The 12,918-nt window shown below is 70.2% G+C and carries 11 protein-coding genes; 7 read left to right on the forward strand and 4 right to left on the reverse strand.

Features of this window, described 5'->3' with window-relative positions:
• Nucleotides 1-37: 37 nt before the first annotated feature.
• Genes OG734_RS09270 through OG734_RS09280 form a run of 3 tightly spaced genes read left to right on the forward strand, consistent with a single transcriptional unit; the run spans nucleotide 38 to nucleotide 2,662 of the window.
• A complete protein-coding gene (locus OG734_RS09270) occupies nucleotides 38-1,051 on the forward strand; it encodes an ABC transporter ATP-binding protein (protein WP_330286998.1) in 1,014 nt (337 codons plus the stop codon).
• Nucleotide 1,052: 1 nt separating this feature from the next.
• Entirely contained in the window at nucleotides 1,053-1,856 is an 804-nt protein-coding gene (locus OG734_RS09275; protein WP_330286999.1) for an ABC transporter permease, read from the forward strand.
• Between the two features lie 5 nt (nucleotides 1,857-1,861).
• Nucleotides 1,862-2,662 (forward strand): ABC transporter permease, encoded by an 801-nt coding sequence (locus OG734_RS09280; RefSeq protein WP_330287000.1) that lies wholly within the window; start codon nucleotides 1,862-1,864, stop codon nucleotides 2,660-2,662.
• A 19-nt stretch (nucleotides 2,663-2,681) separates the two neighbouring features.
• On the opposite strand, the gene OG734_RS09285 is transcribed toward OG734_RS09280, so the two are convergent.
• Both OG734_RS09285 and OG734_RS09290 read right to left on the reverse strand, forming a co-directional pair.
• Entirely contained in the window at nucleotides 2,682-3,194 is a 513-nt protein-coding gene (locus tag OG734_RS09285) for a hypothetical protein (protein WP_330287001.1), read from the reverse strand.
• Nucleotides 3,191-4,894, reverse strand: a complete 1,704-nt coding sequence (locus OG734_RS09290; protein WP_330287002.1) for a PHP domain-containing protein — start codon at nucleotides 4,892-4,894, stop codon at nucleotides 3,191-3,193. Before OG734_RS09290 ends, OG734_RS09285 begins: the two co-directional genes overlap by 4 nt.
• 219 nt (nucleotides 4,895-5,113) lie before the next feature.
• On the opposite strand from OG734_RS09290, the gene OG734_RS09295 reads away from it, so the two are divergent.
• Entirely contained in the window at nucleotides 5,114-6,433 is a 1,320-nt protein-coding gene (locus OG734_RS09295; RefSeq protein ID WP_330287003.1) for a jacalin-like lectin, read from the forward strand.
• Between the two features lie 151 nt (nucleotides 6,434-6,584).
• On the forward strand, nucleotides 6,585-7,394 hold the full coding sequence (locus OG734_RS09300; protein WP_330287004.1) for an alpha/beta hydrolase: 810 nt from the start codon (nucleotides 6,585-6,587) through the stop codon (nucleotides 7,392-7,394).
• A gap of 47 nt (nucleotides 7,395-7,441) precedes the next feature.
• Here the strand turns inward: OG734_RS09300 and OG734_RS09305 are convergent, their stop codons facing one another.
• A complete protein-coding gene (locus OG734_RS09305; RefSeq protein WP_330287005.1) occupies nucleotides 7,442-8,227 on the reverse strand; it encodes an isocitrate lyase/PEP mutase family protein in 786 nt (261 codons plus the stop codon).
• A gap of 149 nt (nucleotides 8,228-8,376) precedes the next feature.
• On the opposite strand from OG734_RS09305, the gene OG734_RS09310 reads away from it, so the two are divergent.
• Nucleotides 8,377-9,783, forward strand: coding sequence for a hypothetical protein (locus tag OG734_RS09310; protein WP_330287006.1), 1,407 nt, complete (start codon nucleotides 8,377-8,379; stop codon nucleotides 9,781-9,783).
• A 152-nt stretch (nucleotides 9,784-9,935) separates the two neighbouring features.
• Here OG734_RS09310 and OG734_RS09315 read toward each other — a convergent pair whose 3' ends face one another.
• Entirely contained in the window at nucleotides 9,936-10,994 is a 1,059-nt protein-coding gene (locus OG734_RS09315; protein WP_330287007.1) for a rhamnogalacturonan acetylesterase, read from the reverse strand.
• A 223-nt stretch (nucleotides 10,995-11,217) separates the two neighbouring features.
• On the opposite strand from OG734_RS09315, the gene OG734_RS09320 reads away from it, so the two are divergent.
• Nucleotides 11,218-12,906, forward strand: coding sequence for a rhamnogalacturonan lyase B N-terminal domain-containing protein (locus OG734_RS09320; RefSeq protein WP_330287008.1), 1,689 nt, complete (start codon nucleotides 11,218-11,220; stop codon nucleotides 12,904-12,906).
• The last annotated feature ends 12 nt before the right edge of the window (nucleotides 12,907-12,918 follow it).

Consider the following 12,918-nt stretch of genomic DNA (forward strand, 5'->3'; position numbering starts at 1 on the left):
ACTGAAATTCCGTCAACTCGCTCCACCCGGAGGGTCAGTGAGCGGCAGTATCGAGGTCCGTGGCCTGTCCCGGACCTTCCACACCACAGTGCGGCGTCCCGGTTTCACCGGGGCGCTGCGCTCCCTCGTCCAGCCGGAGCGGGTCGCGAAGGACGCCGTCTCCGACATCACCTTCGATGTCGCGCCGGGTGAACTCCTCGCCCTGCTCGGGCCGAACGGCGCCGGCAAGTCGACGACCATCAAGATGCTCACCGGCATCCTCACCCCCACGTCCGGCGAGGCACGCGTCGTCGGCGTGGTGCCGTACCTGGAGCGGGAGCGCAACGCCCGCAACATCGGGGCGGTGTTCGGCCAGCGCACCCAGCTCTGGTGGGACCTGCCGGTGCGCGAGTCGTTCTCGATCCTGCGGGACATCTACGAGATACCCGGGCCCGAACACGCCCTACGCCTCCAGGAGTTCGACGACCTGCTGGCACTGTCCACGTTCTGGGACACCCGCGTACGGCATCTGTCGCTGGGCCAGCGGGTGCGCTGCGACCTGGCGGCGGCACTGCTGCACGACCCGCCGGTGGTGTTCCTCGACGAGCCCACCATCGGGATGGACGTGGTGGTCAAGGAGCAGGTACGGGAGTTCCTGCGCCACCAGGTCGAGGAGCGCGGCCGGACCGTGCTGCTGACCACCCACGACATGACGGAGGTCGAGCGGCTCGCCGAGCGGGTCGTCCTCGTCAACCACGGCCGGCTCGTGCTGGACGGCACGCTGGACGAGATCAAGAAGAAGTTCGGCTCGACCTGGCAGGTCCGCGCCACCCTGGCGGACCCGCACACGGAGGTCTCGGCACTCCCCGGCATCGCGCTGCTGCGCCGCGAGGGCCCGCAGGTGGTCTTCGGCCCCGACGGTCCGGACGCCCCGACGGTCCACCAGGCGCTCAAGCGGGTCATCGAGCGGTACGAGGTGACAGACATCGCCCTCGACGAGGCCGACCTGGAGGACGTGATGCGGGCCGCGTACGTCCAGGCCGAGATACCCGAGTCTCGCGGAGGCGGCTGACATGGCCGTCCTGCACTCCTGGCGGGCCGCCAGGGTCACCCCCCTCGGCGAGCTGTACGCCCCGCCCCGGATGACCGCCGCCCTGATCCGGCTGACCGTCCAGGTGGTCCTGGTCGCGTCCCTGTGGAACGGCCTGTACCAGCAGACCGGTACGACGGCCGGCCTCGACCGCGAGCAGGCGGTGACGTACGCCGTCATGGCCGTACTCGCTTCCCGGCTGCGGGAGTTGGACCAGTACGCGGGCCGCGACACCGTGCTCCAGCACATGCACTTCGGCACGATCGTGTACTGGTACCTGCGGCCGCTGCCACCCCAGCGCTACTACGCGCTGCGGGCGCTCGGCGAGCAGCTGTACGGGTTCGCGTGGGCGCTGGCCGGGTTCGCCCTCTGCCTGGCCTTCGGGGTGGTCCAGCCGCCCGAATCGGCAGCTGTGGCCGGGGTGTTCGCGCTCAGTCTGCTGCTCGGCCAGTCGGTTCTCTACTACGTCATGCTCGTCATCGACCAGCTGTGCTTCTGGACGCTGCGCAACGGCGCCGCGATGCTCATCCTGATCTTCGCGCAGAACCTGCTGTCCGGGGTGTACGCACCGCTGTGGTTCTTCCCGGACTGGTTCGTCACCCTCAGCTCCTTCCTGCCCTTCCAGGCCACGCTGAGCGTGCCGCTGTCGCTGTACGTGGGGCGCATCCCGCTCCCGGACGCCGCCTTCCAGCTCGCCGTGCAGGCCGGCTGGATCCTCGTCCTGGCCCTGTTCACCCGGTTCCTGTGGCGGCGCGCCGCCCTCCGTGTCGTCTCCCAGGGAGGCTGAGGCCCGTGAACGGTGTGCGTATCGCGTGGCGCATCACGCGCCTCAACTTCCGCGCCCAGTTGGAGTACCGCTCCGAGTTCCTCCTGATGATCGGGATCGGCGCCATCTGGCAGGTGTCGGTGATCGTGTTCGCGACGGTGCTGCTGACCCGGTTCACCGGGATGGGCGGCTGGGACAGCTCGGAGGTGCTGCTGATCCCGGCGACCCGGATGCTGGCGCACGGCATCTTCGTACTGTTCCTCGGGCGGATGCACGGCATCGGCCGGATCATCCAGGAGGGCGCGATAGACACCTATCTGGTACGTCCGATGCCGGTGTTCCGGCAGGTCCAGCTGTCCTACTTCCCCACCAACGCCATCGGCGACCTGACGGTGGCCGTGGGCCTGATGGCGGGCGCGCTCTCGCGCAGCGACCTGGACTGGACGGCGGGCCGGATCACGTACCTCGTGGTCTGCGTCCTCGGCGGGATGCTCCTGGAGGCGGCCCTGTTCACGGCGGTGGCCTGCGCCTCGCTGCGCTTCCCGGCCGCCGACTACTGGGGCCGCTGGCTGGAGGAGCTGCTCGGCACGTTCGGCAGCTATCCCCTGAACGTACTGCCGAGGGCGGTGAGCGGCTTCCTCACCTTCGGGCTGCCGCTCGCCTTCGTCGCGTACTTCCCGGCAGCGGTACTGACCGGCCACGGCCACGACACGGGCGTCCCGTACTGGCTGGCGGCGGCCTCTCCGCTGCTGGGGGTGGTGGCGTTCCTGGGGGCGCGGCTGCTGTGGCGGTGGAGTCTGGGGCACTACACGGGGGTCAACGGGTGACACCCGTGCGGTGATCCCTTCAGTGATCCGCGCAGCACGGTGTCGGGTCGGGCACCTCGAACGGCACCAGGGTGCCCCCGACGGCGGGCATGGCGGCGAGGACGAGTTCGCCGCCCTGCCACTGCGGTCGGACATGACCATGCGTCACCAGCCGCTGTGCCGGAGGCGGTTGGCCCGGAGTTCCCAGCACCGTCACCCGGTCGATCGCGCTCCGGGCCAGCAACTCCCCCACCGTCAGCGTGCCGGTGAGCGCGTCGGCGCCCGGGTAGACCACCGCGCGGCCCGCCGCGTCGGGCACCCCGGGCGTCACCTCGTAACCCTGGGCTCGGAGCCGCTCCTCGGCGGTGCGCAGGAGCGGCTCCGACGGCAGCGTGAACGACAGGGCCATCCGGGGCCGGTCACCGCGCAGGAAGTGGGTGCAGCCGAACGCGGCCTCCGGGAAGGCGAGTTCGGCCGCGAGGCCGAGGACGAGGTGATCGGCCTCGCGCAGGGCCGACACCGAAGTGCCCGCCCAGAGTGCGTATGACGTCACGAAGGCAGCACCCACACCGGGTTCGAGTAGAACCACAGGTCGCGCCACGGGTCCGCGTCTCCGACCACGTCGATGGCCGGGCCCGCCGGGTCGACCGCAGCGCCCAACGCGCCCACGGCGGACCGGTTGCCGTCGCTGCCGCGCAGCCGGACGTACACCGGACGGTCGACGCGCCCGAGGTCGTACGTCAGCCGGACCCTGCCGGTGGACTGGTTCACGTCGTACGACCTGACGACCTTGGCCGTGGGCGCCGTGAAGGTGTCCCGGTCCGCGACCGGGCCGGTGACATCGCCCTGGATGACGTCGACGCGGGCCAACTTCGGTACGAATCCCGCCCAGTTGGGGCCGTCGGCCGATGCCACGTCCACCGTGAGGGTGACCTTCGTGCCCTTCTTCACGTGCAGGGCGCCGCCGAGCGTGCTCCATCGGCCGCCGCCCGAGACGCGCACGTCGAGGGCGCTGATCAGCCGGCCGTGGTCCACCCAGATCCGGCCGGCCCGGATGCCGTCCATGACGGCGGCGTACGAGAAGCCGTCGGAGCCGACGTGGGTGCGGCTGTACTGGCCGGGCCAGTAGTCGCCCTCGGTAAGGTCGATCTTCCCGCCGTAGACCGGGTCGTCCTGCTTGCCGTTGGCCTCGAAGTTACTGTTCGGGCCGCGGACCGCGGTGTCCGTGTAGACGTTGTGCGAGTCGGAGTTGGCGGTGATCCACCACGGCTTGCCCTCGGCGAGCAGGCTGTCCCACAGGCCGCCGACCGTGGCCGTCATCCAGTCGAAGCCGCCCCAGGTGCGGTAGCTCTCCAGCGGGTACCCCGCGAAGGAGTTCGCGCCCGGGCTGCCGTCGTAGAGGCCCCGGGCCCGGCCCATGCCGATGTCCGCGCGCATCCCGGCGGCCTGGTGTCCGGGAGCGCCCTCCATGCCGACGGCGATACGGCGCACCGCGGTGGCGTCGCGCCAGGCGCGGATCTCGTGCGGCGAGTCGATGCCCTTTCGCGCCGGGTGGTTGGCGAGCATCAGCGCGTCCTTGACCTTGCGCCGCTTCACCTGCTCCGCGAGGAAGTTGAGACCGGCGACGGCGAGCGCCTCATTGGCGGGCGTCGAGTCGGTGGCGCCCTTCACACCGCCGTCGTAGTCGGTCTCGAACTGTTTGAGGACGGAGACCTCGTTCTTGCCGGGGTGCACGAAGACCGTGCCGTGCTCGGCGGCCGGGATGTTCCACTCCAGGCCCTGGAAGACGAGGGTGTCCTCGTAGGCGGCCCGGGCCGCCCTGATGTCCGGGTTGACCTTCTCGACACCGATCTTCGAGTGCGTCACGTTGCCGTGGTCGGTGATGACCAGCCAGTCCAGGCCGTGCCGGGCGCCCTGACGGACCTGGTCGACGACACGGTACTTGCCGTCGTTGCTGTACTGCGTGTGGATGTGGTGGTCACCGGCCAGCCACAGGAAGCCGTTCGTGCGGCGGCCGTTGGTGGCCGCGTACGCGGGGGCGGCGGCCGGGGCGACGACGCTCGCGGCGGTGAGACCGGCACCGAGCAGCCCTGCCCTGCGCAGGAGCGAGCGGCGCGACTGCTGTTCGGGGCTCAGTGCCTCGTCGGGCACCGAGGTGTCGAAGGCCGCGGGCAGCGCCGTACCGGTACCGCCCTCGTGACCGTGATCGTGATGGTGGTGATCCCCGTGTCCGTGCGAGTGCCCGTGCCCCATGGCTGCGCCTCCTCCGTGTCACGGCGCCCGTAGTCGTGTGCCGCCCGAGGAGAATCGGTGTCAAACATGAACCTTGTTCAACCAGCGGGTGATCGCCGGGCGACCCCGACACGGCAGATCGTCACTCCACTCACTGTTCCCCCAACAGCCCTTGTCCATCACACTGTTGGCCGTGAACCTGAGCAGTGTTCACCTAACCCCCCTGGAGACACCCCCACCATGAGAAGACTCATCGGTACCCTCGCGGCCGGCGCCCTGGCACTGGCCGGGCTCGCCGCGACCGGCTCGACCCCGGCGGCCGCCGCCACCTCGGGCACCTTCAACGTCCTCACGTACAACGTCGCGGGCCTTCCGGACCTGGTGAGCTCGGGCAACCCCAAGGTGAACACCCCGCTGATCTCGCCGCGTCTGGGCGCGTACGACATCGTCAACGTGCAGGAGGACTTCAACTACCACGCGGCGCTGTACGCGAACGACAACCACGCGTACCGCACCGCGACGAGTGGCGGAGTGCCCTTCGGGGACGGTCTCAACACCCTCTCGGACTACGCCTTCCAGGACTTCGAGCGGGTGAAGTGGAACAAGTGCACCGGCACCAACTGCCTTACCCCGAAGGGCTTCTCACTGGCCCGGGTGCGACTCGCCGAGGGCGTCTACGTGGACGTGTACAACGCCCACCCCAACGCGGACGACTCCGAAGAGGCGTACGCCGCCCGTCGGGCCAACATCTCGCAGCTGTCCGCCTTCATCCAGGCCAACTCCGCGGGCAACGCGGTGATCGTCGCCGGTGACACGAACACGCGGTACACGCGCACTCCCGACAACATCCGCACCCTCGTGTCGGACAACGGCCTGACCGACGCCTGGGTCCAGCTGGCGAAGGGCGGGGTACAGCCGACGCAGGGCGCCGAGCCGCTCATGTGCCCGACGACCGCGCCGACGAACAGCTGTGAGGTCGTCGACAAGGTCCTCTACCGCGGCAGCAAGCTCGTGAACCTCTCCGCGACCCGCTACAACAACGAGTGGGCGTCGTTCCTGGACTCGGCGGGCGGCAACCTCTCCGACCACTTCCCGCACACGGTCGACTTCTCCTGGACGCTGCCCTCGAAGCTGCGCGCGAGTGACGTCGTAGGCGGCCCGCACGGCACGGCGTTCACCGACGCCGACGACCTCCCGGCGACGCCCGCGCCCCGCACGCTCACCCTGCGCGGCAGCTCCCGGCTGGACGGGGTGTCCCTGACGCACGACGGCGGCACGACGCTGACCCACGGCGGCACGGGCGGCACGGCCACCTCCCTCACCCTGGCGTCCGGCGAACACCTCACCTCGGTGAAGTTGACGCAGGGTCAGAAGGACGGCCGTACAAGGATCTTCTCGGCGGCGTTCACCACGGACAAGTCCCGCACCCTGGCCTCCGGCACGACCACGACGGACACCGCGACGTTCACGGCACCGTCGGGCTGGCAGATCGTGGGCTTCACGGGCCGCTCGGGCGACGAGATCGACAAGCTGGGCGTGGTGTACGCGCCGATCGCCTGACCCGGCCAACTCTCCTGGTTACGTAGGGCTGTTGTGTGGGCGGACATCACTCCGGTGGCCGCCCGCATCCCCGCCTCCGCGCCCGTCCGCGCGTCCGCGCTTCCGGAAAATCATTCCGCGCCGGGCCCTGCCAGCCGGTAGCTTCGGGAGAATGAGTGATCACTACGACGTGCGCGGCTCCGGCCCCGTCCTCCTCATCATCCCCGGCGGCGCCGGACACCCCATGGGCCTCGAGAACACCACCGCTCTCCTCTCCGAACGCTTCACCGTCGTGACCTACGATCCCCTCGGCCTCGCCCACGGCCAACTCGGCAAGCCCGTCGAGGAACAGCGCGTCGAGTGGTGGAGCGAGGGCGCGGCCCGGGTTCTCGACGCGGTGCTCCCCGAAGGCGAGTCCGCTTATGTGTTCGGCACCAGTTCGGGCGCCATCGCCGCCCTCGACCTGGCGTCCCGGCACCCGGACCGACTGCGCCATGTGATCGCGCACGAGCCACCGGTCGTCGCGGTCCTGCCGGACGCCGAGCGGCAGCGGACGATGTTCACCGAGGTGCGCGACACCTACCGCGCCCGGGGCATCGAGGCCGCCTCGGTTCATATGACGGCGGGCTTCGAGGAACGGGCCCTCACCCAGGAGGAACTGGCCAAGGAGTCGAATCCGGAAGCCCAAGCCCCCTCCCCCGCAGATGAGTTGACGACGCCCATGGCCGTCCTTCTCACCCGCGTCCTGGTCCCGTTCACCTCCTACGCCCCCGATCTCGCCGCCCTTTCCGCCCCCTCCCCCCGGCTCACCGTCGCCGTGGGCATCGACTCCGCCGGTCAACTCCTGCACCGCACCGCCACGTTCCTCGCCCGCCGCACAGGCAGCGCCGCCCGCCAGTTCCCGGGAGGGCATCTCGGGTTGCTCACCCACCCGGCGGAGTTCACGGCGCGTCTCAGGGAGACGCTGATTCCGGTCGGCTGATCCGGGCCGGCGTCCTGGAGCCCTGGCGCCAATGACACTGGTTGGCGCTAGCGACGCTGGTGACCGAGCGCCGCCACTTCGTCGTACGAGGGTGACGCGCCCCGGGGCGCCCGGCCCGCCCGGATGTCGCCGAGCGCCTCCACGGCCGCGCCGAGTGCCCGCCGGTAGAGCAGCGAACCGACGCTCACGCGGCGTACGCCCAGGTCACCGAGTTGGGCGACGGTGGGTCCGGTAGGCGAGCAGAGGATGTTGAGCGGCACGTCCAGGCTCTTCACCAACGCGGCGATCCCGGTCGGGTCGGTCAGGCCGGGCACGAACACCCCGTCCGCGCCCGCCTGTTGGTAGGCGTCGAGGCGGGTCATGGTGTCCCGGGCCAGAGTGGTGGACCGACGGTCACCGAGCCAGTACGTGTCCGTCCGGGCGTTGACGAAGACGCCCGGGGCGGCGGCCTTGACGGCGGCGATCTTCTCGGCGTGCAGTGCGGCCGGTCCGAGACCGTCCTCCAGGTTGATGCCGACGGCGCCGACCACGGACAGTTCCCGGGCGAACTCCCCTACCTGGAACGGATCTTCGCTGAAGCCGCCCTCGGCGTCGACGGACAGCAGGAAGTCCTCCGTGCCGAGGTTCAGGGCGAGCTGAAGAGTGTGGTCGCGGGTCGCCGCCGCACCGTCGGGCAGTCCGACGGCCGCGGCGACGCCGAGACTTGTGGTGCCGATCGCCGCGAAGCCCTGTGCGGCGAGGAGCACGGCCGAGGCGTGATCCCAGGCGTTGGGGAGCAGGAGCGGCTCGTCGCGGTGGTGGAGGGCGGCGAAGGCGGACATGGGCGCGGTCATGCGGCCACGGTAAGGGCGCAATCGTTCGGCGCCCGCCGAACCGTCCCCGCCTGATCGGCCTGCGGCCAGACCCGGTCCGGCCCGATCCGGCAGCAACCTTTCCTCACCCCCGGCGGCAACCTTTCCCCACCCCCCGGCAACAGACAGGCATGACATCAGCACCACTCCCCCGCACCCCCGCCCACCGCCGCACCCACGCGGCCCGCAAGCCCCTGATCGGCGGGCTCGCGGCGGTCGGGCTGCTCGCCGGCGCCTGGTACGCGACCGCCGGGGCGGCGACCACCACGGCGACGCCCGCCGCGCCCACCCTCGCCGTCACGAGCACCTCCGTGACGCTGCCGGCCAAGTTCCCCTATCTGTCCGCCGGTTACAACAACACGCGGGAGTGGACTCGCACGGCGACAGCGGTCGCGCCCAACGGCACGCTGCGGGTGGCGTGGCCGGCCTCGGACGGTGTGCACGTGACGCCGCTGACCTCGGCGGGCAAGCGCGCGGGCGGCGACTCGGTCGTCAGGGGGGCCAAGGAGGTCGGTGGACTGGTCGCGCACAACGACGGCTTCGCGCTGCTCACCCGGGTCGCCGACACCAACAAGTGGAAGGAGACGGCGGCGGCCCTGGTCCGCTTCTCGCAGGGCAAGGAGGCCTGGCGCACCAAGCTCACCGGCACCGCGTCCCACGACACGTCCCCGACTCTGGACGGCCAGCTCACCTGGAACGGCACCAAGTACGGCGCCTACTTCGTCGTACACGGCGCGGGCGGCTTCGCCGACGGACACTTCGGCGACAAGCTGTCGTACCTGAGCTCCAAGGGGGCGAAGCTCAGCGGTGGTTGGGGCTGGGGCTGCTCCCACAACGAGGGCATCGCCCTGCACGCCGAGGCCACCGGCGCCTTCACCTCCCTCTGCTTCGACGACTGGCGCTCGGGCCTGTTCGTGTCGACGGGCATCGGCGCCCCGGACAACGCCCCGGCCGTGCAGCGCGAGCAGTGCTGGGCGGGCTACTGCGGCGGCACGTACGCGGGCCGCACCGGCGACCTGGTGAAGGCGTCCACGGGCCGCTACGCCACCGCCTACGGCTCCCGCGGCTCGGCCTCCGCCGCGAAGAACCCGGACGACTCGAGCGGCCGGGGCTGGACGGTGAAGCCGAGGTGGAGCACCCACCAGGTGGCGGTGTCGTTCCTCAAGAACCGCAACTCCCCTGCGGGCAAGGCCATTTACCTGACGAACGCGCCGGGCACCGAGCACGTGAACGTCCGGGTCGCCCCGTACGGCAAGAACCGGCTGCTGGTGTCCTGGGAGTCCCTGAAGAACGCCAAGTGCGCGAGCGGCACCTGCACCGGCACGTTCACGGGCACGCATCTGCGGCTGATCGACTGGAACGGCGCGTTCAAGACACCGGACAAGGTCGTGCCGGCGCGCATCACGGGTGACATGGCGGCCCTGAAGGACGGCTCTCTGGCCTGGGCGTACGCACCGGTGACCCCGTCTTACGCGACCCCGCTCACAGGCGCGTCCCCGACCGCCGCGACGCTGCGCATCGCCCGTCTGGCGCTCTGAACCGGCCGCACCGGCAGGACCACATGCATCTCGGCCCGCGAAATCGCGGCACCGGAGAGGTACTGAGCAGCCGGGGCGCGCTGCTGTCAAACCTGGAGCGCCCCGGTTCCGGTCGGGACGCTCCAGGGGCTCTTGCCGGGCCAGGGGCGGCGCTAGCGCACCCCGCCGCGCGGAACCAGCCGCTGCGCCACCAGCTCGTCGCGCACCAACTCGGCGTACACGGTGGCCCCGTGGACGGACGTGTGGGTGTTGTCGCGCTTCTCGTTGTAGAGGTAGAGCGCCTTGGAGCCCTCGACGCCGAGGGACTCCACCAGCGCCTTCGTCTTCGCCGTGAGGTCGATCAACGGCACACCGCGCTCCGCGGCGACCGCGCGGATCACCGCCGGGTGGTCGACGCCGAGGCCGTTGACCAGCAGGGCGGTGCCGTTGTTCAAGGTGCCGTCGGAGTTGAACCAGCGGCGCACGATCGGGGTCACCAGTACCGGTTTCCCCCCTCGCTCGCGAATACCCGCGACGAGCGTCTCCAGGTTCGCGCGGTACGTCGGCCCGTCGGTCTGCTTGTCGTTGTGGGCGAGTTGGACGAGGACCAGGTCGCCGGGGCGGATCAGCGGCTGGACGGTCGGGAAGAGCGCCGAGTTGGCGAGGTAGGTGACCGTACTCTCGCCGGAATCCGCGTAGTTGGCGACGGACAGGCCCTTGCGGAGGTACTGCGGGAGTTCCTGACCCCAGCCGGTGTACGGGTCGCCGGGCTGGTCGCAGACGGTCGAGTCGCCGACCAGGAAGATCTGCCGGGTGTGGCGGGCGGCTGGGGTCACCCGGATGTCCGCCAGGGCCGGCGCCGAGCCGCCGAGCACCAGGTCGAGGCCTGGTGTGCCTTCGGGGCCGGTCGGTTCGCCCTCGGGCGTACGGACGTTGACGGTGAAGCTGCGGGCCACGTGCTCGCCGGCGGCCGTGGCGGTCTCCGGGAGGAGCGCGCGCCTGGTCTCGCCCGTGACGGCCGTACCGGCGGCGGCCTCACCGCCCAGCAGCACCCGTACGTCGTACGTGCCCGGCGCGACGTCGAAGTGGCAGGCGGTGGCGGTGCAGTTCTCGATACCCAGGGCGCGCGGGCCGTGCGAGGGCCGTTGGTGGGCGGCTGCGGGTACGGCGGCCAGGGTGGTGGCCGTGCTCAGGGTCACGGCCGCCAGCACGGCTCGGTTGAAACGTCTCATTGTGTTTCCCACAGCAGTCCTCCGACGCTCGACAAGGCCCAGCGGCAGGACCGTACATCGTCTGGCAAGCGCTTTCTAGAGTCGTGCACGATTTCACACAACTGCCAACTTCCTTACAACGAAAGCCCTTTCGCGAAATCGATTCAACTGTCAGTCTTCCGAACACCGCGCACCCCCCACGCCCCACACCCCCACACCCCACCTCCGAAGGAGGCACCCCCACATGTCCGCAGCCAACGACAGACACCCCGGGCACTCCGTGACCCACCTCGGCCGCCGTGCGCTCGTCCTCGGCGCCACGGCCGCCGCCGCCGGACTCGCTCTCCCCGGCACCGCGCAGGCGGCGACCTTCGGCTACACCGACGACGGCACGAACTACGTCATCGACACCGGCGCCAACCTCGTCTTCAAGGTCCGCAAGTCCAACGGCGACCTGTCCTCGCTGGTCTACCGGGGCACGGAGTACCAGGGCTACGGCGGCATGAACTCGCACATCGAGTCCGGCCTCGGCTCCTCCACGGTGACGATCCAGCAGTCCGGTTCGACGATCCTGGTCAGCGTCACCTACGGCACGCTCAAGCACTACTACGCGGCCCGCAGCGGCGAGAACAACGTCTACGTGTGGACCAACAAGGCCGACACGTCGGTCTCGGCGACCCGCTTCATCCTGCGCGTCAAGGCGGGCCTGTTCCTCAACGACGAGCCTGACTCGTACACGTACACGAACAGCACCATCGAGGCCTCGGACGTCTTCGCGAAGTCCGACGGCCAGACCCGCTCGAAGCACTACTCGAGGCTGCGGGTCATGGACTACAACTACGTCGGCTGGAAGACCGGCAGCGTCGGCCTGTACGTGGTGCGAAGCAACCACGAGAAGGCCTCCGGCGGCCCGTTCTACCGCTCCCTCCTGCGCCACCAGAGCGCGGACGGCGGCGGTCTGTACGAGATCCTGTACTACGGCCAGAACCAGACCGAGGACCAGCGCTTCGGCCTCCAGGGCCCGTACGTCATCGCGTTCACGGACGGCGGAGCGCCCTCGTCGTCCCTGTACGCGGGCACGCTCACCACCTCGTGGGCTGACTCGCTCGGCATCTCCGGTTACGTCGGCGCGGGCGGCCGGGGCCGGGTCGCGGGCGTCGGGATCACCGGGCGCAACACGGCGTACGCGTACACGGTCGGGATCGCCAACTCAGCGGCCCAGTACTGGGGTTCGGCCCGTGCCTCCGACGGTTACTTCTCCATCGCGGGAGTCCTGCCGGGGACGTACACGCTCACCGTGTTCAAGGGTGAACTCGCCGTCTACACCACCTCGGTGTCGGTGTCGGCCGGTGGCACGACCACGCTCAACTCGATCGCGATCCCGTCCTCGAACGACCCGAGCAACGCGAGCGCGATCTGGCGGATCAACGACTGGAACGGCACCCCGAGCGGCTTCAAGAACGCCGACCTGATGACGTACGCGCATCCGTCGGACGTCCGGGCCGCCGCCTGGACCGGCAACGTGGTGGTCGGCAGCGGCACCGAGACGTCGGGGTTCCCCTGCTACATCTGGAAGGACGTCAACAGCGGTCTGCTGGTGTACTTCAAGCTGACCGCGGCCCAGGCCGCCGCCGCGCACACCCTGCGCATCGGCGTGACGACGGCCTACGCCAACGGCCGCCCGCAGGTCGTCGTCAACGACACCTGGACGTCGGCCATCCCGTCCCCGCCCACCCAGCCGAACACCCGGTCCCTGACCAACGGGTCCTACCGGGGGAACAACAACACGTTCACCTACAGCGTGCCGGCGAGCGCCTGGCTCACGGACACCAGTCAGTACAACGTGCTGAAGATCAACGTGGTGAGCGGTTCGGGAACGACCAGCTATCTCAGTGCGGGCACCTCGATCGATGCGCTGGACCTGCTGGGCTAGTCGCCTGACAGG

It is taken from the genome of Streptomyces sp. NBC_00576 (genome assembly GCF_036345175.1).
In the GTDB taxonomy this organism is placed as follows: domain Bacteria; phylum Actinomycetota; class Actinomycetes; order Streptomycetales; family Streptomycetaceae; genus Streptomyces.

Bases quoted from the DNA above. Each gene is read 5' to 3' on its own strand.
- OG734_RS09300 (WP_330287004.1), top strand. From the start codon at position 6,585: ATGAGTGATCACTACGACGTGCGCGGCTCCGGCCCCGTCCTCCTCATC.
- OG734_RS09315 (WP_330287007.1), bottom strand. From the start codon at position 10,994: ATGAGACGTTTCAACCGAGCCGTGCTGGCGGCCGTGACCCTGAGCACG.
- OG734_RS09310 (WP_330287006.1), top strand. From the start codon at position 8,377: ATGACATCAGCACCACTCCCCCGCACCCCCGCCCACCGCCGCACCCAC.
- OG734_RS09295 (WP_330287003.1), top strand. From the start codon at position 5,114: ATGAGAAGACTCATCGGTACCCTCGCGGCCGGCGCCCTGGCACTGGCC.
- OG734_RS09320 (WP_330287008.1), top strand. From the start codon at position 11,218: ATGTCCGCAGCCAACGACAGACACCCCGGGCACTCCGTGACCCACCTC.
- OG734_RS09275 (WP_330286999.1), top strand. From the start codon at position 1,053: ATGGCCGTCCTGCACTCCTGGCGGGCCGCCAGGGTCACCCCCCTCGGC.
- OG734_RS09290 (WP_330287002.1), bottom strand. From the start codon at position 4,894: ATGGGGCACGGGCACTCGCACGGACACGGGGATCACCACCATCACGAT.
- OG734_RS09305 (WP_330287005.1), bottom strand. From the start codon at position 8,227: ATGACCGCGCCCATGTCCGCCTTCGCCGCCCTCCACCACCGCGACGAG.